Annotated in this window: 24 protein-coding genes and 1 pseudogene; 11 read left to right on the plus strand and 14 right to left on the minus strand. The window is 63.7% G+C overall.

The genetic code is table 11. The features are described from left to right. Window positions 1-358 precede the first annotated feature (358 nt). Window positions 359-628 carry a hypothetical protein gene (locus NKI85_RS31760; protein WP_352530711.1) on the plus strand — a complete coding sequence of 90 codons (270 nt, stop codon included), beginning with the start codon at window positions 359-361 and terminating at the stop codon, window positions 626-628. A 68-nt stretch (window positions 629-696) separates the two neighbouring features. Here NKI85_RS31760 and NKI85_RS31765 read toward each other — a convergent pair whose 3' ends face one another. The 4 genes from NKI85_RS31765 to NKI85_RS31780 form a co-directional block, all read right to left on the minus strand. After that, window positions 697-1,305: a class I SAM-dependent methyltransferase gene (locus NKI85_RS31765; protein ID WP_352780014.1), complete on the minus strand. Its 609-nt coding sequence runs from the start codon at window positions 1,303-1,305 to the stop codon at window positions 697-699. Window positions 1,306-1,449: 144 nt separating this feature from the next. Continuing rightward, entirely contained in the window at window positions 1,450-1,872 is a 423-nt protein-coding gene (gene ndk, locus NKI85_RS31770; RefSeq protein WP_352530707.1) for a nucleoside-diphosphate kinase, read from the minus strand. Between the two features lie 131 nt (window positions 1,873-2,003). Next, complete coding sequence (bluB, locus tag NKI85_RS31775; protein WP_352530705.1) at window positions 2,004-2,639, minus strand: 5,6-dimethylbenzimidazole synthase; 636 nt, start codon at window positions 2,637-2,639, stop codon at window positions 2,004-2,006. Between the two features lie 312 nt (window positions 2,640-2,951). After that, window positions 2,952-3,662 (minus strand): glutathione S-transferase family protein, encoded by a 711-nt coding sequence (locus NKI85_RS31780; protein ID WP_352530703.1) that lies wholly within the window; start codon window positions 3,660-3,662, stop codon window positions 2,952-2,954. A 78-nt stretch (window positions 3,663-3,740) separates the two neighbouring features. On the opposite strand from NKI85_RS31780, the gene NKI85_RS31785 reads away from it, so the two are divergent. Then, window positions 3,741-4,253 carry a DinB family protein gene (locus NKI85_RS31785; protein ID WP_352530700.1) on the plus strand — a complete coding sequence of 171 codons (513 nt, stop codon included), beginning with the start codon at window positions 3,741-3,743 and terminating at the stop codon, window positions 4,251-4,253. 14 nt (window positions 4,254-4,267) lie between these two features. Beyond that, complete coding sequence (locus NKI85_RS31790; protein WP_352530698.1) at window positions 4,268-4,567, plus strand: hypothetical protein; 300 nt, start codon at window positions 4,268-4,270, stop codon at window positions 4,565-4,567. A 69-nt stretch (window positions 4,568-4,636) separates the two neighbouring features. Here the strand turns inward: NKI85_RS31790 and NKI85_RS31795 are convergent, their stop codons facing one another. Next, window positions 4,637-4,939, minus strand: a complete 303-nt coding sequence (locus NKI85_RS31795) for a DUF982 domain-containing protein (RefSeq protein WP_352530696.1) — start codon at window positions 4,937-4,939, stop codon at window positions 4,637-4,639. Window positions 4,940-5,073: 134 nt separating this feature from the next. Continuing rightward, window positions 5,074-6,309, minus strand: coding sequence for an MFS transporter (locus NKI85_RS31800; RefSeq protein ID WP_352530694.1), 1,236 nt, complete (start codon window positions 6,307-6,309; stop codon window positions 5,074-5,076). A gap of 98 nt (window positions 6,310-6,407) precedes the next feature. Here NKI85_RS31800 and NKI85_RS31805 point away from each other — a divergent pair, with 98 nt between their 5' ends. Then, window positions 6,408-7,316 (plus strand): LysR family transcriptional regulator, encoded by a 909-nt coding sequence (locus NKI85_RS31805; protein WP_352530692.1) that lies wholly within the window; start codon window positions 6,408-6,410, stop codon window positions 7,314-7,316. A gap of 4 nt (window positions 7,317-7,320) precedes the next feature. Here NKI85_RS31805 and NKI85_RS31810 read toward each other — a convergent pair whose 3' ends face one another. Then, entirely contained in the window at window positions 7,321-9,402 is a 2,082-nt protein-coding gene (locus NKI85_RS31810) for an ATP-dependent helicase (RefSeq protein WP_352530690.1), read from the minus strand. A 94-nt stretch (window positions 9,403-9,496) separates the two neighbouring features. Then, entirely contained in the window at window positions 9,497-9,670 is a 174-nt protein-coding gene (locus NKI85_RS31815) for a hypothetical protein (RefSeq protein WP_352530688.1), read from the minus strand. 130 nt (window positions 9,671-9,800) lie between these two features. Here NKI85_RS31815 and NKI85_RS31820 point away from each other — a divergent pair, with 130 nt between their 5' ends. From NKI85_RS31820 to NKI85_RS31850, 7 genes are all read left to right on the plus strand, one after another. Then, window positions 9,801-9,980 carry a hypothetical protein gene (locus tag NKI85_RS31820; RefSeq protein ID WP_352530686.1) on the plus strand — a complete coding sequence of 60 codons (180 nt, stop codon included), beginning with the start codon at window positions 9,801-9,803 and terminating at the stop codon, window positions 9,978-9,980. Window positions 9,981-10,423: 443 nt separating this feature from the next. Next, entirely contained in the window at window positions 10,424-12,301 is a 1,878-nt protein-coding gene (locus NKI85_RS31825) for an ABC-F family ATP-binding cassette domain-containing protein (protein WP_352530684.1), read from the plus strand. Window positions 12,302-12,536: 235 nt separating this feature from the next. After that, window positions 12,537-14,645 (plus strand): molybdopterin-containing oxidoreductase family protein, encoded by a 2,109-nt coding sequence (locus NKI85_RS31830; protein WP_352530682.1) that lies wholly within the window; start codon window positions 12,537-12,539, stop codon window positions 14,643-14,645. A 57-nt stretch (window positions 14,646-14,702) separates the two neighbouring features. Further along, complete coding sequence (locus NKI85_RS31835) at window positions 14,703-15,401, plus strand: DUF2270 domain-containing protein (protein ID WP_352530680.1); 699 nt, start codon at window positions 14,703-14,705, stop codon at window positions 15,399-15,401. Between the two features lie 56 nt (window positions 15,402-15,457). Then, entirely contained in the window at window positions 15,458-17,776 is a 2,319-nt protein-coding gene (locus tag NKI85_RS31840) for a cation:proton antiporter domain-containing protein (protein WP_352530678.1), read from the plus strand. A gap of 330 nt (window positions 17,777-18,106) precedes the next feature. Next, a complete protein-coding gene (locus NKI85_RS31845; protein WP_352530676.1) occupies window positions 18,107-18,334 on the plus strand; it encodes a DUF680 domain-containing protein in 228 nt (75 codons plus the stop codon). Window positions 18,335-18,602: 268 nt separating this feature from the next. After that, a complete protein-coding gene (locus tag NKI85_RS31850) occupies window positions 18,603-18,860 on the plus strand; it encodes a DUF680 domain-containing protein (protein ID WP_352530674.1) in 258 nt (85 codons plus the stop codon). A gap of 119 nt (window positions 18,861-18,979) precedes the next feature. On the opposite strand, the gene NKI85_RS31855 is transcribed toward NKI85_RS31850, so the two are convergent. From NKI85_RS31855 to NKI85_RS31880, 6 genes and pseudogenes are all read right to left on the minus strand, one after another. After that, window positions 18,980-19,495 carry a SixA phosphatase family protein gene (locus NKI85_RS31855; RefSeq protein WP_352530671.1) on the minus strand — a complete coding sequence of 172 codons (516 nt, stop codon included), beginning with the start codon at window positions 19,493-19,495 and terminating at the stop codon, window positions 18,980-18,982. 50 nt (window positions 19,496-19,545) lie between these two features. Next, window positions 19,546-19,887, minus strand: a complete 342-nt coding sequence (locus tag NKI85_RS31860; RefSeq protein WP_352530669.1) for a type II toxin-antitoxin system HicB family antitoxin — start codon at window positions 19,885-19,887, stop codon at window positions 19,546-19,548. Next, window positions 19,884-20,117: a type II toxin-antitoxin system HicA family toxin gene (locus tag NKI85_RS31865; protein ID WP_352530667.1), complete on the minus strand. Its 234-nt coding sequence runs from the start codon at window positions 20,115-20,117 to the stop codon at window positions 19,884-19,886. The genes NKI85_RS31860 and NKI85_RS31865 overlap by 4 nt, the downstream gene beginning before the upstream one ends. Before the next feature lie 85 nt (window positions 20,118-20,202). Then, entirely contained in the window at window positions 20,203-20,910 is a 708-nt protein-coding gene (purN, locus tag NKI85_RS31870; protein WP_352530665.1) for a phosphoribosylglycinamide formyltransferase, read from the minus strand. Beyond that, window positions 20,907-21,971 (minus strand): phosphoribosylformylglycinamidine cyclo-ligase, encoded by a 1,065-nt coding sequence (purM, locus tag NKI85_RS31875; RefSeq protein WP_352530663.1) that lies wholly within the window; start codon window positions 21,969-21,971, stop codon window positions 20,907-20,909. The genes purN and purM overlap by 4 nt, the downstream gene beginning before the upstream one ends. A gap of 111 nt (window positions 21,972-22,082) precedes the next feature. After that, window positions 22,083-22,691, minus strand: a pseudogene (locus NKI85_RS31880) (hypothetical protein); the annotation flags it as partial.

Raw genomic sequence — 22,691 nt, forward strand, 5'->3', positions numbered from 1 at the left:
CTCAACCTCCTTAGCGCCTTTGAACACCATCCCGGCTCTAAAAAAAATCGGCCGTGATGCACGCCACGGCGTCGACGAGGATTGCGATGACCCATTGCGAATCCGTCAAGGCTATCAGGTCGTCGCGAAGCATCGCGTCTTCCGCGCGTTTGCCGGACCCGGCCACCTCGATGCCACAGGGTCAAATCTTCGCAGCGGGGCGGAACTATCGATCACAATGTGTTTCAGCCGGAATAGACCAGGCAGAGGGAGCGTTATCCTCCCGTAGACGGCGGGTGAGGCAAAAGGGACGTTTGTCCCTTCGTTGAAGCCGCCAGAATGGCTGCGGCTCGTTCTGGCCACTCAAAGGAGTCCAGAGATGAAAACGCACCCGCTTATCCTTGCTGCCACAGGTGCATCGCTTCTTGCCTTTACCGGCTTTGCCAAGGCGGACGACCATCTGTTCGACGCCCTTCAGCATGGTCTCAGTCCGGATAGCCAACCCTTCCAGACCAACAAGGCCGGCCACAGCGGCGATCTCGCGCCGGGGCAGGGCAGTCCGTTCACAGGTCACGATACACAGACGCCGGCCACCGACACGGAAGCGGCGAATGAACATGCGAACGTGAAGGAACGCCAGGCGAAATAGACTGGCAGAACCCGCCGCGAGGGGGCGGCGGGTAAGCACCGGCGACGAGCTGTTTCCGGCAGGCGGTCTCAGGCCGTCGTTTGCTTGAACACCGCGCCGTAATGATAGGGCGGCACGTCCACAAGCTTGGCGAGCTTGAGACCGCTTGCTTCGACGGCGACGATGGTCTGTTCTGGCGACAGCCTCAGCTCAGTCTTCGGTCCACGCGGCTCGCCCAGGACCGTGGTTTGCTCGCGCGGGTTCTGGTGCCAGTTGACGATGGCAAAACGACCGGCCGGGCCAAGCGTCGCCCGCACGGCGCGGGCGAGGCGCGGCCGGTCCGGAACGCCGTGGAAAGCGTTGGCCATGAAGACCAGGTCGACGGGCCGGGACACCAGCCTGGCAAGCTCATAGGCGTCGCCTGCCACAAACTCGCAATTGGTCACGCCGCCTTCGGCCAGCCGGCGCCGGACGACTTCGAGCAGATCGGCATCGATGTCGATGGCGATGACGTGACGGGCGACCTTGGCGAGCGGCAGCGTGAACCAGCCGTCGCCGCAGCAGAGATCGACCACATCCATGCCGGGCTTCATTCCCACCGCCGTCAACACCCCGGCAGGGTCGGGCCACAACGCTTCCCACCAGCCGCCGGTCGGCATCTCGGTGCCCTGGAAGAAGCCGGGAATGGTGCTGGTCATGGACTGGTCGGCTCTATTGTCGGGACGGCGTTTGATCCATGCCTCGACCTTAACGCACCCGTCGAGGAGCCTGAACCTGAAATGTCCGCTAACGAAAAAGGCCGACATTGTGCCGGCCTCTTTGATGGGGAGCAGGATGCCGGCTCAGCCGACGATTTCGGTGTCCGAGAACCAGTATTTGATCTCCTGCGCGGCGGTTTCCGGCGCATCGGAACCGTGCACGGAATTCTCGCCGATCGACAGCGCGTGCACCTTGCGGATAGTGCCTTCGGCGGCGCTGGCCGGATTGGTGGCGCCCATCACTTCGCGGTTTTTGGCAATGGCGTTCTCGCCTTCCAGTACCTGCACGATGGTCGGACCTGACGACATGGACTCGACCAGCTCGCCGAAGAACGGACGCTCCTTGTGGACAGCATAAAAACCTTCCGCCTCACGGCGGCTCATCCACACCCGGCGCGAAGCGACGACGCGCAGACCGGCATCTTCCAGCATCTTGGTGATGGCGCCGGTGAGATTGCGGCGGGTTGCGTCGGGCTTGATCATGGAAAAGGTGCGTTCGAGCGCCATGGGTCGTCCTTGTGATGAGAATGGAATTGAAGGTGGCGGGCTCTATACAAGCCGCCCGCCGCCTTGCCAAGGGGAAGCGGATTTGCCCCAATCTCGCGCTGCAACTCGTGGCGGCTTGCTTGCAAGTTTCACTATCGCGTTATCATGATCGACGGCCGCCGGAACTCCCAACCTTCTCGCTCCAAGGTCGGCACGCTGTGTTCCTCGCTTGGATAGCCGACGCAGAAATAGCCGATCAGCGTCCACTCCGCAGGCACGTCCAGGATCGTCGCCATCTCGACCGGATCCAGGATTGAGACCCAGCCCATGCCTATTCCTTCGGCACGCGCCGCCAGCCACATAGTGTGGACCGCCATGACCGCGGAATAGTCTATGGTGGCGGGCATGGTCAGGCGGCCGAGCCCATGCCCTTGCTCGGTTGCGCGGTCGGCGAAAACCGCGAACTGGCAGGGCGCATCATGCAGGCCGGCGAGCTTCAGGCGCGCGTAAAGCGCGGCGCGTTCGCCGCAAAAGGTTGCGAGCGCCTCCGCATTGCAGCGCTCGAAGCATGCCCTGACGGCGGCGCGGCACGCTTCGCTCTCGACGATGACGAAACGCCAGGGCTGGCTCAGCCCGACCGACGGCGCGGCGCTGGTAAGGTCGAGCAGCCGCTCCAGCGCGCCTTCGGGCAGTGGCGTCGGCTTGAACCGCCTGACGTCGCGCCGCCACAGGAAGAGGTTGGCGAGCCCGGCGCGAAAGTCGGCCGGGAATTCTGGGCTTGCGGTCATGGCGCGCTGCCTTTGTTGTGATTGCCCGGTTCACCGGATATCCGTCTTGTTTGCTTCGATCCAGGCGATGATGAGGCGCCTCAGGCGACACTTCGTCTGTCCGCATTGTCGCATTTGGCCGGACAGCAACTTTAGCCGGCGCCGAGCGACGTTCCCGCCGGCAACGCCGTTGCACCCCTATCGGCAAAACAAAACCCGCCGCGGTAAACCGGACGGGTCGTCGGCGCGAATCAGCACCATACCCAAATTAGTAGCATAGCTGCCGGCACAAAGCAAGAACAAAATGTGGCGCCCACGATGAAACTGCCGATCTCACGTCTCAAGCGGGGAGATCGCTGCCGCCGCGACGGTGCGGCCGAGGCCACCATGCAAATCGAGGCATCGCTTGAACCATTGCGCCACGACATCGCTGTCGTCGAGCAGCCGGTAGGGCGTTGCGATGCGCGCCCATTGCAGCGCGCCGAAGACGATGTAGTCGGCAAACAGCGGCGACGGGCCGCCGATGAAGGGCTGATAGCCAAGCATCGAGCGCAGCGGCTCCAGCGAGGCGCGGAAGCCGGCGAGCCCGGCGTCGCGGGTGGCGTATACCTCCTCCAGGCGCTTGCCGAAGCGCTGCTCGCGGTTCTGCCGGAAATAGGCAGCGTTCGCCTCGTCCTGCATGGCATGCAGGTCCAGTATTGCGGCGGTGGTGACGTAGGGGTGGATCGTCAGCTGCGACCAGCGTTCGATGAAGCGCGCCGTCGCCTTGCCGCCGTCGCCGCAAAACAATGTCGGCCGCCCGGGATAGGTCTCCTCGAGATAGAGCGCGATGGCGAAGGAATCGGCGACCACCGTCTCACCGTCGCGGATCACCGGAACGAGCTTCGAGATGCCGCCTTCCACTTTCGGCACCTCGAGGAAACGGGTCGGCACGCTGGTAATGTCGAGCCCTTTATGGGCCAGCGCCATTGCCACCTTCCAGCAATGCGGGCTGAACGGGCGGGCGGTGTCGCGCCCGACAAGGTCATAGAGCAGAATAGTCATTGGCGGCAGCTTCCTTGCAGTCTAACTATGCCCGAAACAGACCCGCGCGAAACAGGGGTCTCGCAGGTCGAGAGAAAAATGAAACAGCACTTCATGATGTTTGCGGCCTACAATCAATGGGCCAATGGCCGCATCTACAATGCCGCGGCCGATCTCCACGATGAAGAGTTCGACCGCAATGTCGGCGTCTTCTTCGGCTCGATGATAGGAACGCTCAACCACCTCCTGGCAGCCGACCGTATCTGGATGAAACGCTTCATCGGCGAGGGCGACGCGCCGGCAAGGCTCGACACCATCCTGCACCGCGCCTTGCCTGGCTTGCGGCTGGCGCGCGAGGCTGAAGACAAGCGGATCATCGACTGGGTCGGCGGCTTGAGCGACAAGGCGCTGTCGGGCCGCTTCTCCTACATGACCGTCTCGGATATGCGCACCGTCTCGCAGCGGCTGGCGCCGGCGCTCGACCACTTCTTCAACCACCAGACCCACCATCGCGGACAGGCGCATGCGATCCTGACCATTCTGGGCAAGCCAAGCCTCGGACTGGACCTGACGTTGTTCCAGCGCAGCGAGGAGGGCAGGGCTTTCGCCTAACCCTGGGGCGGCTGGTGAAGCGGACGGTGGATAGAGGACGATCTGCCGAGATTGCAAAACGCGCCAAAACATTTTATGGAGCGCACGGTCGTGAGGGCGGCCGCTTCAGCAGCATTCAGCAGCAACAGCGAGAATTGGCACGCATGCCCAATGAACCCTTGCGCCTTGTGGCGTTCTTCGCCGTGGTCTTGGCGCTTCTCAACTCCGGTTATTATTTCCATCAGGGCGACATTGTCGCGACCATCTATTTCATGATCGGCGCCATTCTCGTGACCGCGGTGACCCGGATAAGTATCAGAAGGCGGCTGATTTAGGATCCGCCGAACTAAAACCGTCGATAAATGGACGGCATCTCCGGCCGGCTATGATGGCGAAGAGGCTTTTCAGGCGGCGTAGCCGCCATGGCCCCGAGCGACCGGCTTGACCGAAACGGCCGGCTGGGCAGCGGGCCAGAGGATGCCTGCTGTCACTGCGAAAGTGATCAGGGCGTCGCGTGCCGCTTCGGCCGAGATCTCGCCGGCACGGGCCGCCTCGCAGGCCTTTACCGCAGCGCCATAGCTCAGCCGCCGGCGCGAAGGCGGGAACTCGATCAGGAACTCGTGCATCTCGGAGAACGAAGCGATCGTGCGCTTGTAGCCGGCGCCAACGGTTAGGGCGACCGGGGTGGAAAACGTCCTGTCGTGCATTCTGGCCTCTCGAATGGGCGGAGGTCACGGCGGACGCCGTTCTCCGGTCTGGGGGTCGGGCAGAAACGCCGATCGCGGCGCGAGGTTCCATGTTGCCGGGATTTTGCTTTCGTCTGTCACGCTCGACCCACCAATCAGGAATGCCGGCCAGGTCGAGCGGCTAGCCAGTCCACGGCCAGCGCCAAAAGCCCGATCAGGATGCCGAGTGCCGAAATTGCCGACCATCCAAACCATGCCCAGGCAATCCCGGCCAGCGCCGATCCGGCCGCGCCGCCGAGAAAGAACAATCCGACGAACAGGCCGTTCAGCCGGCCGCGTGCTTCGGGATTGAGCAGGTTGACGATCCTGCGGCCAAGTGTCTGGTCGCCGGTGACGCCGATATCGAGCAGCACGGCACTGCCGCCCATGACGATCAGCGGTAGTGTCGATGCATCGACCGTTGCAGCCGCCGCCCAGGCGCAAAGCCCGAACGCCGCGATCATGGCGAGGTGACACAGGATCGTCGTGCGGCGCGTCCATCCGCGATCCCCGGCACGCCCGAACAATGGCGCAACGACAGCGCCGCCGGCACCGACCAGCGCAAACAGCGCAATGCCGCGTTGCGTGAGCTCGAATGGCGGCTGGGCGAGACGAAGCGCTACCGAGGTCCAGAACACGCTGAACGCCGCCATCGCAAGGCTTGCGGTCAGCGCCCTGATCCTGAGCTGTGGCTCGCTGCAAACGAGGCGCCAGAGCGAGGCGATCAACCCGGGATAGGTCATCGCCGACGACACCGGCCGGCGCGGCAGGCAGACGGCCAGAACCACCGTCAGCACCGCCACCGCGACTGCGCTGACGGCGTAGAAGGCCCGCCAGCCCCACGCGCTGGCGATCAGGCTGGCCAGTGGACGTGACAGCAGAATGCCCAGCATCAGCCCGCTCATGACATCGCCGATGACACGGCCCCGCCGCTCCGGCGGTGCCATGGCGGCGGCGATCGGCACCAGAACCTGGATGGCGGAGCAGGCGGCGCCAAGCACGAACAGGGTCGCGAGCAGCATGGCCGCATTCGGTGCCACCGCCGCGACACCGGCGGCGACGGACGACGAGCCGAGCATGCGCACGATCAGGGCTCGGTTTTCCCTAAGATCGGCGAGCGGCACCAGGAGAAAAAGGCCGGCGGCATAGCCGAGCAGCGTGGCCATCGCCACCAGGCCGCCTTCGGCACCGCCAAGCCCGAGCGAAGGCCCGATCAAGCCGATCAGCGTCTGCGGCGCAAACAGATTGATGACGATCACGCCGACGGCGGTTGCAAACAGCAGCGTCGTCCTGCCGCTGATTGTATCGCTGATCTGGGATTCCGCGGTGCGTTCCGTGAGAACATCGGCCATGCCCGAGCTCCAACATTGGTATAATGATTGAATTCATTATGCCGACGGAGTAACATGTCGCAATTAAATAGATTGAATAATGATTATGAGGAAAGCGCATGAACCTGCATGACCTCGAAGCCTTCGTGGCGGTGGTGGAAACCGGCTCTATCGTCGGCGCCTCCGGCCGCCTGAACCTGACCCAGCCCGGCGTGTCGCGCCGCATCCAGAACCTCGAGGAGGCGCTGGGAACGCCGCTTCTCGATCGCCTGTCCAAACCGCTGAAGCCGAGCGGCGCGGGTCGGGATGCCTACGAGCACGCGCGCCGCGTGCTGCGCTCGCTGGAAGACTTGAAGTCCGGCCTCGCGCCCGATGGCGAAATCACTGGTGAATTCCGTCTCGGCATCCTGCCATATCTGTCGGACGCAGCACTTGCCGTTCCGCTCGACCGGTTGCGTAAGGAGTTTCCACGCCTGACGCTGCGCATCACCTCCGGCTGGTCGCCGCGTCTGCTGGAGCAGGTCGCCCGCAGCGAGCTGGATGCGGCCGCGCTGTGCCTGCCCGATGGCGACCGGCCGCCGGAGGAGCTGGTCGGCGACGACCTCGGCGAGCAGGCGGTCCTGCTGATCGCTGCACCCGGCCTTGAGGTGCCGAAACCGGCAAGCCTCGCCGACCTGTCGGCTTTCCCCTGGGTCTTGAACGAAAATGGCTGCGGCTTCCGCCGCTTCATCCGTCACAGTTTCGAAGCGGCGCGCTTGCCGTTTCAGGTTGGCGTCGAAGCCTTGAGCGCCGACCTGCGCATGTCGCTGGTGGCGCGCGGCCACGGCATCGGCATCGTCACCCCGGCGGCCCTGACAGGCAGCCCCTGGCGCGATGCGATCGAGATCCTCGACACGGATTTCCGTCCGCAAGTGCGCGCCTGGGTCTTCCACCGGCCGCCGGCCGGCCGCTTGCAGCGTCCGATTTCCCTGTTCAGCGAGGCGCTGTTTACGTCTCTGCACGGGGCAGGGCCGTTTCTGAAGGCCTGAGCGGCTATTTCCACATGCCGCGCATGCGCGCGCCGAGATCGACGCGCACTTGCGGCTGCCGGCGCGGATCGTCCCTGGCCAGGACGCTGGCCCACGCCACCTGCTCGAAGGCGCCGAGGATTGAGCGCGGGATGAAGCGCGTGCGCGAGGTATAGACATGGCGGTCGCCGCGCGCCGCCTGGCCATGGACGAAAAAGCGCTGCGGCATGACTAGGTGCAGGCCGTCTTTGGCCCGCGTCATCGCCACGTAGAGCAGCCGCCGCTCTTCGTCGATATCCTCCTTGTTGCCGACGCCGAGATCGATCGGGATGCAGCCGTCGACGGTGTTGAGCACGAAAACGTTTTTCCACTCCTGGCCCTTGGCCGAATGGATGGTCGACAGGATCAGATAATCCTCGTCGCGGTGCGGCGGGCCGGCCTCGTCGCTGGTCGCGTCCGGCGGATCGAGCGTCAGTTCGGTGAGGAAGCGCTCGCGCGAGGCATAGCCGGAAGCGATCTGCTCGAGCTGCAGGAGATCTGCCCGGCGCGTCGTCGCATCCTCGTGGATGCGTTCCAGGTGCGGCTCGTACCAGAGCCTGACCTGCTCGATGTCGGCCGGCCATTTTTTTGCGCCGGCGCGCAGGCCGCAATAGAGCGCGACAAAGCCCGGCCAGTCGTCGGCGGCGCGCTGCGGCGGCCGGTAACGGGCAAGCCCCATGGTCTCGTCGAGCGACGTCGCCATGGTCTCGACGATCGCATTGGCGGCCGAAGGGCCAATGCCGGGCAGAAGTTGCAGCACGCGAAATCCGGCGACGCGGTCGCGCGGGTTTTCGGCAAAGCGCAGCACGGCCAGCACGTCCTTGACGTGAGCGGCGTCGAGGAATTTCAGCCCGCCGAACTTGACGAAGGGGATGTTGCGGCGCGTCAGCTCGATCTCCAGCGGGCCGCTGTGGTGCGAAGCTCGAAATAGCACGGCCTGCGTCTTCAACGCTGTGCCGGCCTCGCGCTCGGTGAGTATCGCCTGGCAGACATAGCTCGCCTGCTCGGTCTCGTCGCGCACGCTCACCAGCTTCGGCTTTTCTGTCGATTTGCGCTCGGACCAGAGATTTTTGGTGAAACGCTCCGACGCTTCGCCGATCACCGCATTGGCGGCCGCCAGGATCGTCTCGGTCGAGCGGTAGTTGCGCTCCAGCATGACGACCTCGGCAGGCTGCGCGAACTGCTTGGGAAAATCCAGGATATTGCGCACGTCCGCTGCGCGAAATGAATAGATCGACTGCGCATCGTCGCCGACCACAGTCAGCCCCGATCCGTCGGGCTTCAGCGCCGTCAGGATCGACGCCTGCAGCCGGTTGGTGTCCTGGTATTCGTCGACCAGCACATGGTCGAAACGCCCACCCAGGTGCGCGGCGATTTCCGGCTCGCTGGCCATCTGCGCCCAGTAGAGCAGCAGATCGTCGTAATCGAGCACGTTCTGCGCCTGCTTGGCCTCGACATATCTGGCGAACAGCGCCTTGAGCTGTTCGGCCCAGCCGGCGCACCATGGAAACACCGACCCCAAAACCTCGCCGAGCGGCGCCTGCGCGTTGACGGCGCGCGAATAGATCGCAAGACAGGTGCCCTTGGTCGGGAAGCGGGCTTCGGTCTTCGAAAAACCGAGCTCATGGCGGGCAAGGTTCATCAGATCGGCGGAATCCTCGCGGTCGTGGATGGTGAAGGCCGGGTCGAGGCCGATCTCCAGCGCATAATCGCGCAGCAGCCTGGCGCCGATGCCGTGGAACGTGCCGGCCCAACTCAGCGCATCGGTGATGACAGAAGCATCGCGCCCGAGCACCTCGCCGGCGATGCGCTCGACCCGCTTGGCCATTTCCGCTGCGGCACGGCGCGAAAATGTCATCAAAAGAATGCGGCGCGGGTCGGCGCCCTTGACGATCAGATGCGCGACCCGGTGCGCCAGCGTGTTGGTCTTGCCGGAACCGGCGCCGGCAATCACCAGCAACGGCCCGGCGATCTTGCCGTCGCCATGTTCGACGGCAAGCCGTTGCTCGGCGTTGAGCTTCGCCAGATAGGCCGGCTGGAAGGACGAATCACGGGCGGCGAGGTTCATCGCCCATCAAGCATCGTTTCTGCTTTGTTCGCAACGGTTTGCAGAGCGGGAGTTTGCGCTCGGAAGCGAAGAAGCCTTGCGGCAGAGCGATCGATCAGCGCCCGGGTTCGACGCCCATCCTTGCCGATTGCCGCCGAAGCGCCTCGCGATCGTCTTGCGGCGGCGGCAGCAGCAGCGGATCGAAATCGTCGGGCACGTCGTCAATCACTTTCTTGGCGACGCGATAGGCAACGTAGACGATTGCCCCGGCGATGAGCAAACGGATCATGGCTTCCTCCATTGATTTGGAGCAACCGAAGACGCGGCATTTTGTTCCCCGGCTCCTCGGAGAATGCGGGAAGACACCGATCGCGCAACCAAATCGCCGACGCCTCGTTGTCGGGCGAGAGGAGACTGCGATGAAAAAGCGCTTAATCCTGCTGCTTATGGCAGCGCTGACCGTTGCGGGTTGCGACAATAACATCCAGCCGACCAAGGCCCCCGGCGACACGGTCGAGCAGAACCCGCAGGTCGACAAGAATCCGGTGCCGAAATCGACGACCGGCGGCGATCAGCCCGGCACGCCGCCAAAACAATGACCACCTCAAATGGCGTCGGCACCGGTCAAAGAAGGTGGCCGGCGCCGCTTGGGAGGAAGCTGATGGCGCCGGCCAGGCGGAGATCAGGCCCGCCGCGCATCCAAGGATAGCCGAGTCTTTCCGCAGCGTCATGGTCCGATAGCGTACGGACGCACGCGCCTGTGGACAACCTGCCGGCCACGCCGGTGTTTGTCATCACATGGTTTGTTCATCACATGGAACAAACCCGGCTGTTGCGTGTTTGGGTGTCGATCGGACGCTCCCAAGGCAGCCGTTCACGAAAGAACCCGCTTCCTTACCCCCCCCTCAGGATAGCGGGTTCTTTTGCGTTTTGCGGGAAGTCGCGGTGTCGACGTCACCTCTTTGCTGGTTTTCGCGCCTTATGCGGCGAACCGGGGCTCAAGCCCTTGCGAAGCATGGTTGTCCCGTGCAAAAGCGCGGCCATGCTGATCATCAACGACCTTTCGCTCCGTATGGCCGGACGCCTGCTTCTCGACCATGCCTCGCTGACCTTGCCGGCCGGCAGCAAGGCTGGCCTTGTCGGCCGCAACGGCACCGGCAAGACGACCTTGTTCAAGGCAATTACCGGCGACCTCGCCTCCGAGACCGGCTCGATCGGCCTGCCCAAGAACACGCGCATCGGCCAGGTGGCGCAGGAAGCGCCCGGCACCGAGGAGCCGCTGATCGAGATCGTGCTCAAGGCCGACCTTGAACGGAGTGCGCTGCTCGAAGAGGAAAAGACCGCGACCGATCCGCACCGCATCGCGGACATCCACATGCGGCTGGCCGACATTGATGCGCATTCAGCCGAGTCACGCGCAGCCACCATTCTCGCCGGCCTCGGCTTCGACGATGCGGCGCAGCGGCGGCCGGCCTCGTCCTTCTCCGGCGGCTGGCGCATGCGCGTCGCGCTGGCCGCCGTGCTGTTTGCCGAGCCCGACCTTCTGCTGCTCGACGAGCCGACCAACTATCTCGACCTCGAAGGCACGCTGTGGCTGGAAAACTACCTGTCGAAATACCCGCACACCGTGCTGCTGATTTCGCACGATCGCGACCTGCTCAACCGCGCCGTCAACTCGATCGTCCATCTCGACCAGAAGAAGCTGACCTTCTGGCGCGGCGGCTACGACCAGTTCGAGCGGCAATATACCGAGCAGCGCGAATTGCAGGAGAAGGGCCGCGTCAAGCAGGAGGCCGCGCGCAAGCACATGGAATCCTTCGTCGAGCGCTTCCGCGCCAAGGCTTCCAAGGCGAGGCAGGCGCAGTCGCGCATCAAGGCGCTGGAGAAAATGAAGCCGATCGCCGCGATCGTCAACGACACGGTACGGCCGTTCTCCTTCCCCGAGCCGGTGAAGACGGTGGCCTCGCCGATCATTGCGCTGAATAACGTCAATGTCGGCTATGTCGAGGGTGAGCCGATCCTGAAGAAGATGACGCTGCGCATCGATGCCGACGACCGCATCGCACTGCTCGGCGCCAACGGCAACGGCAAGTCGACCTTCGCCAAGCTTTTGGCCGGCCGGCTGAAGCCGGAGACCGGCAGCATGACGGTGGCGCCCGGGCTCAAGGTAGCAATCTTCGCCCAGCACCAGCTCGACGACCTCCGGCCGGACGAAAACGCCTATGAGCATGTCCGTCGGCTGATGCCGGAAGCGCCGGAATCGAAGGTGCGCGGCCGCGTTGCCCAATTCGGCCTGACCACCGAAAAGATGAACACCGCCGCCAAGGATCTGTCCGGCGGCGAGAAGGCGCGGCTGCTGATGGGCCTGTCGGCCTTCGAGGGGCCGAACCTGTTCATCCTCGACGAGCCGACCAACCATCTCGACATCGACAGCCGTGAATCGCTGATCCATGCGCTGAACGATTTTCCCGGCGCGGTTATCCTGATCTCGCACGACCGCCATCTGCTCGAAGCGACCGCCGACCGGCTGTGGCTGGTGAAGGATGGCGCGGTCAACCCGTATGACGGCGATCTCGAGGACTACAAGACGCTGGTCACCGGTGTCTCCGGCGACCGCCGCGGCAAGCGCGAGGCGGACAAAGCGTCGAAGGCCGACCGCCGCCGAGACGCAGCCGCGCGCCGCGCCGCCTTCGAGCCGCTGGCCAAGGAAATCCGCGCCACCGAAGCGCTGATGGACCGCCTCCGCAAGCGCATCGACCTGATCGAGGACGAGCTCGCCAATCCGGCCGTCTACGAAAAGGACCCCTCGACCGCGACCCAGCTGGCCAAGGAACGCTCACAGCTCGCCCAGACGCTCGCCGGCCACGAGGAAAAATGGCTGTCGATGTCGGCCGAGTATGAGGAAGGCACGGCGGAGTAGGGGCAGCGTAATCTCCCCCTTGTGGGGGAGATGCCGGCAGGCAGAGGGGGGCGCTGTCCCGGCGACCTCTCAATTGATTGCGTCCTCACGCCGGTCTCGGGTTTGTCGTAGGATGAACAAGGTAGGCGATCCTTCGCGCGCCCCTCTGTCCTGCCGGACATCTCCCCCACTTGGGGGGAGATTGGCTAATCATCTGGCCCTACACGCCATGCACGGAACCGGCTACCCTCGTTCCATGAATCAGCACGCCAAGCTCAAAATCGGCCATTCGGCCTGTCCGCATGATTGTCCCTCGACCTGCGCGCTCGAAGTCGAGCTGCTCGACGCCAGGCGTATCGGCCGCGTCCACGGCGCCAAGGCCAACAGCTATACGGCCGGCGTCATCTGCGCCAAGGTCGCCCGCTATGCCGACCGCGTCCATCACCCCGAGCGCTTGCTGAAGCCGTTGGTCCGTGCCGGCGCCAAGGGCGAGGGCGCCTGGAAGGAAGCGAGTTGGGAAGCCGCACTCGACCTTGTCGCCGAAAAATTCATCGCGGCCGAGGCAAAATATGGCTCGGAGACGGTCTGGCCCTATTACTATGCCGGCACGATGGGGCTGGTGCAGCGCGACGGCATCGAGCGGCTCAGGCACGCCAAAAAATACTCCGGCTTCTTCGGTTCGATCTGCACCAATCTGGCCTGGACCGGCTGGATGATGGGCGCCGGCGCGCTGCGTGGCCCCGACCCGCGCGAGATGGCAAAGTCCGACTGCGTGGTGATCTGGGGCACCAACGCCGTGGTCACGCAGGTCAACGTGATGACCCACGCCGTCAAGGCGCGCAAGGAACGCGGCGCCAAGATCGTCGTCATCGACGTCTATGAGAATGCGACCATGAAGCAGGCCGATCTTGGCCTGGTGCTGAAGCCCGGCACTGACGGCGCGCTGGCCTGCGCTGTCATGCACGTGCTGTTCCGCGACGGCATGGCCGACCGCGCCTATCTGGAAAAATACACCGACGACCCGCAGGGGCTGGAGGCGCATCTCAAGACGCGGACGCCGCAATGGGCCGCTAATATCACCGGGCTTTCTGTCGACGAAATCGAGACCTTCGCCCGGCTCGTCGGCACGACGAAGAAGACTTACTTCCGCCTCGGCTACGGTTTTTCGCGGCAGCGCAACGGTTCGGTCAACATGCATTCCGCAGCCTCGATCGCCGCGGTCACCGGCTGCTGGCAGTATGAGGGCGGCGGCGCCTTCCATACCAATTCGGGCATCTTCAAGCTCAACCAGGAACTGCTGGAGGGCACACGGATGCGCGACCCCGCGATCCGTCATCTCGACCATTCGCGCATCGGCCCGGTGCTGACCGGGGCGGCGGATGCGCTCTATGGCGGCCCGCCAGTGACGGCGCTGCTGATCCAGAACACCAATCCAGTCAATGTCGCGCCGGAGCAGCGGCTGGTGAAGCAGGGTTTTCTGCGCGACGACCTGTTTTCCTGCGTGCACGAGCAGTTCATGACGGACACCGCAAAACTCGCCGATGTCGTGCTGCCGGCAACGATGTTTCTCGAGCATGACGACGTCTACAAGGGCGGCGGCAACCAGCACATCACGCTCGGGCCGAAGCTGATCGACCCGCCGGAAGGTCCGCGCACCAACCATTTCGTCATCGAGGAGCTCGGCAAGAGGCTTGGCGTCGCCGATCGTCCGGGCTTCGGCATGACCGAGCAGCAGCATATCGACATCATTTTGGGCAAGCGCGGGCTGGGCAGCTTTTCGAGCCTGAAGGACGAGAAATGGCTTGATCTGCAACCGGATTTCGAGGCCGCGCATTTCCTCAACGGCTTCGGCCACGCGGACGGAAAATTCCACTTCCGCGCCGACTGGACCGGGCAGGCGGCACCCAATCGGCCACCGAAAAGCATGGGCCTCTTCGGCCCGGTGGCGCGCCTGCCGGAATTTCCGGACCATGTCGACCTGATCGAGGTGGCGGACGAGGCGCACCCGTTCCGGCTGACCACCTCGCCGGCGCGCAATTTCCTCAATTCGACCTTTGCCGAAACGCCGGTGTCGAAGGCGAAGGAGGGCCGGCCGGAACTGCTCTTGCATCCCGACGATGCGGCGGCACTCGGGGTCGCCGACGGCGGCCGTGTCGAGGTCGGCAACCGGCGTGGCGAAGTGGTGCTGCACGCAAGATTGTTCGACGGCATCAAGCGCGGCGTGGTGGTCGCCGAAGGCATCTGGCCGAACGGCGCCCATGAGCGCGGCGAGGGCATCAACGTGCTGACCGGCGCCGACGCGCCGGCGCCCTATGGCGGCGCTGCCTTCCACGACAACAAGGTCTGGCTGCGCCCGGCCAATTGAAGCGTCGGAACGATATGTCCATCCAGCCGTTTTCGCGTGGCGGGTGGAGGCATGGTCATGGCAGAAGCGTTGGCGGCGCCGGACCCCATCGGAAGGACACTTTCGTCCGGCGAACTCGTAACCACGATGTCGCACTTTCATCGCGCCGAGATTCTGCGCATGGCGGGGTGGCGCGACCGCCTGGACCTGACAAGCAATTGGGCGATAACTGTCGTGGCGGCAATGCTGTCCGTATCGCTTTCCACAGCCAGCGCTCATCACGGCGTGCTGCTGTTTGCCATGCTGCTTGTTCTGCTGCTGCTGTGGATAGAGGCGCGCCGATACCGCTTCTTCGACTTCTACCGGGCCCGCGTGCGCCAGTTCGAACGGCATTATTTCGCGCAGATATTCTCGCCGCAGCCGGACTTCGCGTCCGATTGGCTGCTGATCGTCGGCGAGAGCCTGCGCGCGCCGAAATTCCTCATTTCGCAACGAGCGGCTTTGGCGCGCCGCCTGCGTCGGAATTACATCTACATGCTGCTGATCCTGCTCCTGGCCTGGATCCTCAAACTGTCGACGCCAAGTCTTCTGACCGAAGGCGTCCGCGTCGGCTTCGTCGGTTCGATGCGTGAGGCCGTCACCGGTGCTGCCTTAGGCCCAATCCCTGGCGCCGTCATCGTCGTGCTGGTCGCCATCCTCTATGCCGGCCTGCTGGTGACAGCCTTCCTGACGGAGAGCGACGACGGCGAACTCTCCTTCGGTGACGTCCACGTCTAGCAACGCAACGCCCTGTCGCGCGTTGTTGGGCACGTGCATTGGGCGATGGGGGTTTCATGGTTTGGCAGGCTCCGACACGTTCCAGCCTGGCGCTGCTGGTTTGGGCGTTCGTCCCCGCAAGCGGGGCCTGGGCGGCGGAGACGCTTGTTGCCGGAACCAAGGCCTCGGGAATGGGCGGTTCGGGCGAGGGCGCTTTCGTTGCCGAGATCGTCCTGCTGCTGCTTGTCGGGCGTGGCCTGGGCGAAGTGCTGCAGCGCTATGGCCAGCCGGCAATCATGGGCCAACTGATCGGCGGCATCCTGCTCGGTCCGTCGCTGTTCGGTTGGCTGTGGCCGTCCGCCCAGCACCTGATCTTTCCCAGTGATCCTGCGCAAAAGGGCATGATCGACGCCGTCTCGCAGCTTGGCATACTGATGCTGCTTTTGCTGACCGGCATGGAGACGGACCTGCGGCTGGTGCGCCGGGTCGGCGCGGCATGTTTTTCCATTTCGGGGACCGGCATTGTGGTGCCCTTCATCTGCGCTTTCGCGCTTGCGCAATTCCTGCCGGACGCACTGCTGGCCGACCCGACCCAACGCACCGTCGCCGGGCTGTTCCTGGGCACCGCGCTGTCGATCTCGTCGGTCAAGATCGTCGCCATGGTGGTGCGCGAGATGAACTTCATGCGCCGCAACCTCGGTCAGGTGATTATTTCCTCGGCGATCATCGAGGACACGATCGGCTGGCTGATCATCGCCGTAACCTTCGGCATCGCCACCAACGGCAGGCTGCAGTTCGCGCCGCTGGTGACCACCGTCGCCGAGGTGGCACTGTTCATGGTGTTCTCCTTCACCATCGGCCGCCGTCTAGTCTTCACCTTGATCCGCTGGACCAACGATGCCTTCCGCAGCGAGTATGCGGTGATCACCATGATCCTCATCATCATGGGGGTGATGGCGCTGATCACCAACATGATAGGCGTCCACACCGTGCTGGGGGCGTTCGTCGCCGGCATCCTTGTCGGTGAATCACCCATCCTCTCCAGCCACATCGAGGGCCAGCTTCGCGGCGTCATCACCGCGCTGTTCATGCCGATCTTCTTCGGCATGGCGGGGCTTTCCGCCGATCTCACAGTGCTCGCCGACCCGACGCTTGCCATGCTGACAGGCGCTCTCGTGGTCATCGCCAGCATCGGCAAGTTTGGCGGCGCGTTCATCGGCGCCAGGCTCGCCGCCATGTCGTTCAAGGAAGCGATCGCCGTCGGCAGCGCAATGAACGCGCGCGGCTCGACCGAGGTGATCGTCGCCAGCATCGGCCTGTCGATGAACATCCTGTCGCACAATCTCTTCACCATGATCGTCACCATGGCCGTGATCACCACGCTGGCCATGCCGCCGATGCTGCGCTGGGCGCTTGGCCGGCTGCCGGTTGGGCACGACGAGCAGCAGCGTGTCGAGCGCGAGGCGTTGGACGAATACGGCTTCATTTCCAGGCTGGAGCGGCTGCTGGTGCTGGTCGACGACAGCAGGGTCGGCAAGTTCACCGCCTATCTCGCTGGACTGGTCGGCGGAGGCAGCGGCATGCCCACCACCTTGCTGCGCCTGAAAGACGGCCGAATTGACAGGCCAACCGACAGCAAGGGGCAGGAGCGCACCCTGAAGGAAATCAAGAAGGGTGCAAAAAAAAGCGCCCAGGCGGTGAAACGGATCGAAGATACGCTGGTCGACAAAGTCCACCTGACGGCTCGCACCGAATCGGAAGCCACCGGTGAGACGATCGCCGAAGAGGCCCGCAAGGGATACGGCCTGCTGCTGGTCGGCCTCGACAATGTGCTGACCATCGATGGCGCCTTCGCGCCGACCCTCAACGACATTGCCGGAGGATTTGACGGCCCGCTTTGCCTGGTCCTGAACGGCGGCAATGCTGCCGAAAAGATGCCGACGCTGAAGGCCGGCACCAGCATTCTCGTCCCCGTCAACGGTACTCAAGTGGCGCGTCGCGCCGCCGACTTTGCGCTGGCTCTAGCCCGTCCAAACCGGGCGCGGGTCAAGATGCTCTACGTCTCGCAAAGGGCAACCAAGGGCCGCAGGTCGACATCTGTGTCGCATAGCCGCGAAGAGGCCGTTCTGAAAGACATCGCCGACTTGGCCAGCCGCTACGGTGTGCCTGTAGACACAGCGTTCCATACCCGCGTCACACCCGACAAGGCGATCATCCGGGAGGTGGCCAACGGTGCGGCGATCGTCGTAATGGGGGTCACTCAACGGCCGGGTGAGAACCTGTTCTTCGGCGAAACCGCCGGCGCTGTTCTGGCCGCCTGCAACTGCCCCGTCGTACTTCTGGCCAGCGCGCGGCCCAGGCATGACGCCGCTGGCGCCGAACCGGTAGCTGCGTGAATTTCATCGCGCATTGGTCCGGCAGCATAATCGAACCGAACGGTTCGTTTCTGTTGACGGAGCGTATAGCATCGGGTGAACGCCGGCTCACGAAACGTTCGCGCCGCAAATCACCAATGTCGACGTAACCGATTGATAATAAACCAGAAGATTGTGGCAAAAGGGGCCGTATGTCGGATTTCAAGCGGCCAATTTGGCGCACCGGCACAAAATTTTCGTGATTGGAAACGACAGCCCCGCCGACCCATCTCGGGCTGGTCCGAGCGACGCGAATTCCTCCCAAGGCACGCCACTTGACGAACAGAACAGAGAAATACCGGAGTACCTGAAATGACCAAGATCGCTCTTACCGCCGCCGCCATCCTGGTTGCCACCGGCACTGCTTTTGCCTTCAGCGACCATTATGGCTCGGACAATTTCAACCAGCCGGCCGCCCCCAGCGCGAATGTCGACAACAATTTCACCGGTTCGATCCGCAAGCCGGTCACGACTGAGCATACCAAGACGACGACCGAGTCCGTCGCGCCCGAATCCGGCCAAGGCATCTGGGGCCGCTGATTATCACAGCCCTGGAACACAAAGAGCGGCCGGCTTGGCCCGCTACTCTTGCTTTTGCGTATCAACGTGGACACGCGCCGGATCGAATCCCACGCCACTCGAATACTTTGATTTGCAGGTTTCATCTGTAGCCGCAATCTCGGTTGCTGAAATCGTCCAGCAACGTGCGCTTCGGGTGCGTATTCGTCGGTGCGGGCAGCACTCTCATCTCGAATGCGTCGAAAGCAACGACACTCTCACGAATGCCCAATACATTGGAGTACCTGATATGACCAAGATTGCTCTTACCGTCGCCGCCATCATCCTCATCGCCACAGGCAGCGCCTTTGCCGGCAGCGACCACTATGGTTCGGACGGCGTCAACCAGCCGGCCGCGCCTGTTGGCAATGTTGACAACGCGTTTACGGGCTCGATCCGCAAGCCGCTGACGGCTGAGCACAATGCCGTCGACACCAGGGCGACGACCCAGTCCGGCACGGCTCAGTCCGTGGTGCCCCAATCTGGCAGGGGCAACTGGGGCCGCTAGTTCCTCAAACCCCGGAGCACAAAGAGCGGCGGGCTTGGCCCGCCGTTCTTGTTCGCGGAAGAGGGTCGGCCGAAAAGTCGGCGATCCTTCCCACCCCCCTCCGGCCTGTCGGCCAATCTCTAGCGCAGATCCTTCGGCCAAATGCAGTGCGTCAGCCGGGCACTGCCAAAAGTAAGACCGGCCCAGTCGGCGTCGACGTCGAAACGGGCCAGGGCCGCGGTCGGAAATTTTTCCGCCAGCTTTTTGAGCGCCGCATCGTCCGATCCGGCGCCGGCAAGACGGCTTGCGAACTCCTCCAGCCCGGGATTGTGTCCGAGCACCAGAAGCGTACCGATCTTGGCATTTGCCTGCCGCACCTTGGCGAGAATGTCCGCCGCCGCTGCCTCGTAGAGCGCCTGGGCAAATTTGGCCTGCACCTTCGCCGGCAACTCCGCCGAGACCAGCCGCCACGTGTCGCGGGTGCGCAGCGCCGGCGATACCAGCGCCAGCTCCGGCAGCCAGCCGCGCCGGGCCAGTTCGCGCCCGACCAGCGGCGCTGCCTTCAGCCCACGCCCGGACAGCGGCCGGTCGAAGTCGATAAGATCGGGATCATCCCAACTCGACTTGGCGTGGCGCAGGAGCAGCAGTTGCTTCATAATCCGGTCCTGGAGAGACAGACGCGCGTTGGATGAGAAATCCTCGAACGTCAGGCGATCTGCTTGTCGGCGGCCTCGCGCAAGACCTCTTCACCCCATTGGTTCAGGCTCTTGCCCGCGACTTCCGCAGCCAGCGCCACTTTCGAGTGGACCGAGGGATCGACGCGCAGCATGAGATTGCCGGAATAGGGTTTTTGCGGCGATTTACCGATCTTCGCACAGGTTTCGACATAGTCGTCCACGGCTTCATGAAAAGCAGCCTTCAGCTCCGCGACCGTTTCAGCGTGGAACGATACACCGTCGCGAATTCCGGCAATCCGGCCGAAGAAAATCTCGTCGTCATCATCATAATCGATACGGGCGGAATAGCCCTTGTAGGTCATCGCATTCATGGCTTCACTCCGATCCTCGACAGGAATTGGCGAGCATCTCTCACCTGATATCGTTTCGCTTCCTTTGACGGATGCGGCCGATGGAAGGTTTCGACCTCACGGTTGAACACGAAGCGCACGCGCGAACCGTTTCCCTCGATCACTTGGCAACCGACCGCAACCAGCAGGGTTTCGATGGCGATCCATTCGATGCTGCCCGAAACCGGATCCGTGAAGATCGCCCTGAGCACACGCTTGTGCTTGCTGTTCATGCAAGCAAATTAGGCGAGAAGGGTCCTAATTGCAATCAAAATTTGATTGCAATTAGGATGCATCTTACGGCGTAATCCGCGCCAGGTGCTCCAGATCGGTCTCTTCGCGCAGCGGGTCGGGCGCTATCACCACCGACGTGGCGTTGTCGGCATCGTCGGCGAAGCGGGAAAACACCGTGCGGCCGGCTTCCATGCGCGCCTTGCCTTCGGCGACCAGCCCCAGCGCCAGCGGATAGAGCTGGTGCTCGGCCTTGAGCACGCGCGCCGCCAGCGAATCCTCGTTGTCGCCTACCATCACCGGCACGGCGGCCTGGGCGATGATCGGGCCGTCATCCATGTCGAGCGTGACGAAATGCACCGTGCAGCCATGGATGCGCATGCCCGCGCGGATAGCTCGCGCATGCGTATCCAGGCCCTTGAAGGCAGGCAGCAGGGCAGGGTGGATGTTGACCATCCGGCCCTGCCATTTCTCGACGAAGCGCGCACCGAGGATGCGCATATAGCCGGCCAGCGCGACGATCTCGGCGCGAAACGACAAAAGGGCCGCGTCGATCGCCTCGTCATGCGCTTCCTTGCTGGAATAGTCCGAGCGCGAAATCACCTTGGTGGCGATGCCGCGAGCCGCGGCGATGCCGAGGCCGGCGGCATTGGCGCGGTCGGAGATGACGCCGACGATCTCGGCCGGATAGGCCGGGTTGCCCGCCGCCGCGATCAGCGCCGTCATGTTGGAGCCGCGCCCCGAGATCAGCACCACCGTGCGTTTTCTGGTCATAGGCCGATCGAGCCCCGATAGATCACCCCGGCGTCGCGGCGCGGCACGATCTGGCCGATCGGCGTCACCGTCTCGCCGGCTTCCTGCAGCACGGCGGCGACCTGCGCCGCCTGGCCCGAGGCGACGACCAGGATCATGCCGATGCCGCAATTGAAGGTGCGCATCATCTCTTCCGGTGCGACCCCGCCGGTCTTGGCCAGCCATGAGAACACCGGCGGCACCTCGATGGCGCCGAGGTCGAGCTCGGCCGAAAAATCCTTGGGCAGAACGCGCGGAATGTTTTCGGGAAAGCCGCCGCCGGTGATATGCGCCAGAGCCTTGATGCCGTGGGTGTTGCGGATCGCCTTGAGGATCGACTTGACGTAGATGCGGGTCGGTTCGAGCAGCGCCTCGGCCAGCGTCGCTTCGTCATTGAACGGCGCCGCATCGTTCCAGCCAACGCCGCTTACGGTGACGATGCGGCGGACCAGCGAAAAGCCGTTCGAATGCAGGCCCGACGAGGCGAGGCCGAGCAGTACGTCGCCCTCGACGATGTCGTCGGTCGGCAGCAATTGGCCGCGTTCGGCGGCACCGACGGCAAAGCCGGCAAGGTCGTAATCCTTGCCGTGATACATGCCTGGCATTTCCGCCGTCTCGCCGCCGATCAGCGCGCAGCCGGCCTCCCTGCAGCCGGCGGCAATGCCGCCGACGATCGCAGCACCCTGGTCGGGATCGAGCTTGCCGGTGGCGAAATAGTCGAGGAAGAACAGCGGCTCGGCGCCTTGCACGACGATGTCGTTGACGCACATGGCGACGAGGTCGATGCCGATCGTGTCGTGCTTGCCGGCATCGATGGCGATCTTCAGCTTGGTGCCGACGCCGTCATTGGCGGCGACCAGCACCGGGTCGGTGAAGCCGGCTGCCTTGAGGTCGAACAGGCCGCCGAAGCCGCCGATCTCGCCATCGGCACCCGGCCGGCGAGTGGCGCGCACCAGCGGCTTGATCTTCTCGACCATGAGATTGCCGGCATCGATGTCGACGCCCGCTTCGGCATAGGTGAGCCCGTTCTTGCGCTTGCTCATTTCCGGCGCCTGCTCATCTGTTGCGCTTGCCTGTCGCTGTTTTCACTCGCGTGCGGGCTCTTCGCATGAACGGTTTTGCCCCGCAAGGCAAGCGCGCGATTAATGGTGTTTTCAGTTGGATGCCGGGGGAACCGGGCGCGATACACTCCAACAATAAAAAGAAATGCCTGCCAGAATTGCGGCGAGGCCACCGACGGTGGCAAGAGACCTGATTTCACCGTCGAAGGGCAGGGTTCCATACGAGAAGCCGGCGCCGATCAACGTCGCCGCGGCAGCCCACAGACCTGGATTTGCAGCGACCGACCTCGCGAAAACGAACGCCACGACAGCGGCCGTCAACCAGAGGGGCCAAGAGACGACCACCCCTACGGCCAGATAAAGAACGAAGGCCGAAAGAAGATCTTGCGCTGCCACGTTGCGGTGCGGGGCTCCGAAAGATGCGAAGACCAACAGACTTTCCGTCAGCCCGGCCAGATAGCAAAGCGTGACGCGCCAAGCGATTGTGATTCTCTGTGCCATCGTCGTTCGGCAGTTACGAAATAAGCTATTGCTCCCGGGCTCTTCGCATGAACGGCCGCACCTCGCAAGGATAGTGGCGCTGAAACTGCCGATCTCCCCCAGCACCACGGCATTGATCAGCGCGATGCCGCGCATCGCCTGCAAGGCGTCAACGACCGGGCGCTGGTTCCATTCCGGGAGCAGGCTGAGTATCTGTTCCTC

It is taken from the genome of Mesorhizobium sp. M0571, assembly GCF_040320985.1.
In the GTDB taxonomy this organism is placed as follows: Bacteria; Pseudomonadota; Alphaproteobacteria; order Rhizobiales; family Rhizobiaceae; genus Mesorhizobium.

Excerpts from the sequence above, each read along its gene's own strand:
- NKI85_RS31815 (WP_352530688.1), bottom strand. The coding sequence starts at position 9,670 with ATGATCCGTTTGCTCATCGCCGGGGCAATCGTCTACGTTGCCTATCGC.
- bluB (WP_352530705.1), bottom strand. The coding sequence starts at position 2,639 with ATGACCGCAAGCCCAGAATTCCCGGCCGACTTTCGCGCCGGGCTCGCC.
- NKI85_RS31795 (WP_352530696.1), bottom strand. The coding sequence starts at position 4,939 with ATGCACGACAGGACGTTTTCCACCCCGGTCGCCCTAACCGTTGGCGCC.
- NKI85_RS31845 (WP_352530676.1), top strand. The coding sequence starts at position 18,107 with ATGACCAAGATCGCTCTTACCGCCGCCGCCATCCTGGTTGCCACCGGC.
- ndk (WP_352530707.1), bottom strand. The coding sequence starts at position 1,872 with ATGGCGCTCGAACGCACCTTTTCCATGATCAAGCCCGACGCAACCCGC.
- NKI85_RS31810 (WP_352530690.1), bottom strand. The coding sequence starts at position 9,402 with ATGAACCTCGCCGCCCGTGATTCGTCCTTCCAGCCGGCCTATCTGGCG.
- NKI85_RS31835 (WP_352530680.1), top strand. The coding sequence starts at position 14,703 with ATGGCAGAAGCGTTGGCGGCGCCGGACCCCATCGGAAGGACACTTTCG.
- NKI85_RS31785 (WP_352530700.1), top strand. The coding sequence starts at position 3,741 with ATGAAACAGCACTTCATGATGTTTGCGGCCTACAATCAATGGGCCAAT.
- NKI85_RS31820 (WP_352530686.1), top strand. The coding sequence starts at position 9,801 with ATGAAAAAGCGCTTAATCCTGCTGCTTATGGCAGCGCTGACCGTTGCG.
- NKI85_RS31800 (WP_352530694.1), bottom strand. The coding sequence starts at position 6,309 with ATGGCCGATGTTCTCACGGAACGCACCGCGGAATCCCAGATCAGCGAT.
- NKI85_RS31825 (WP_352530684.1), top strand. The coding sequence starts at position 10,424 with ATGCTGATCATCAACGACCTTTCGCTCCGTATGGCCGGACGCCTGCTT.
- NKI85_RS31855 (WP_352530671.1), bottom strand. The coding sequence starts at position 19,495 with ATGAAGCAACTGCTGCTCCTGCGCCACGCCAAGTCGAGTTGGGATGAT.
- purM (WP_352530663.1), bottom strand. The coding sequence starts at position 21,971 with ATGAGCAAGCGCAAGAACGGGCTCACCTATGCCGAAGCGGGCGTCGAC.
- NKI85_RS31860 (WP_352530669.1), bottom strand. The coding sequence starts at position 19,887 with ATGAATGCGATGACCTACAAGGGCTATTCCGCCCGTATCGATTATGAT.
- NKI85_RS31840 (WP_352530678.1), top strand. The coding sequence starts at position 15,458 with ATGGTTTGGCAGGCTCCGACACGTTCCAGCCTGGCGCTGCTGGTTTGG.
- NKI85_RS31850 (WP_352530674.1), top strand. The coding sequence starts at position 18,603 with ATGACCAAGATTGCTCTTACCGTCGCCGCCATCATCCTCATCGCCACA.
- NKI85_RS31760 (WP_352530711.1), top strand. The coding sequence starts at position 359 with ATGAAAACGCACCCGCTTATCCTTGCTGCCACAGGTGCATCGCTTCTT.
- NKI85_RS31780 (WP_352530703.1), bottom strand. The coding sequence starts at position 3,662 with ATGACTATTCTGCTCTATGACCTTGTCGGGCGCGACACCGCCCGCCCG.
- NKI85_RS31830 (WP_352530682.1), top strand. The coding sequence starts at position 12,537 with ATGAATCAGCACGCCAAGCTCAAAATCGGCCATTCGGCCTGTCCGCAT.
- NKI85_RS31765 (WP_352780014.1), bottom strand. The coding sequence starts at position 1,305 with ATGACCAGCACCATTCCCGGCTTCTTCCAGGGCACCGAGATGCCGACC.
- purN (WP_352530665.1), bottom strand. The coding sequence starts at position 20,910 with ATGACCAGAAAACGCACGGTGGTGCTGATCTCGGGGCGCGGCTCCAAC.
- NKI85_RS31805 (WP_352530692.1), top strand. The coding sequence starts at position 6,408 with ATGAACCTGCATGACCTCGAAGCCTTCGTGGCGGTGGTGGAAACCGGC.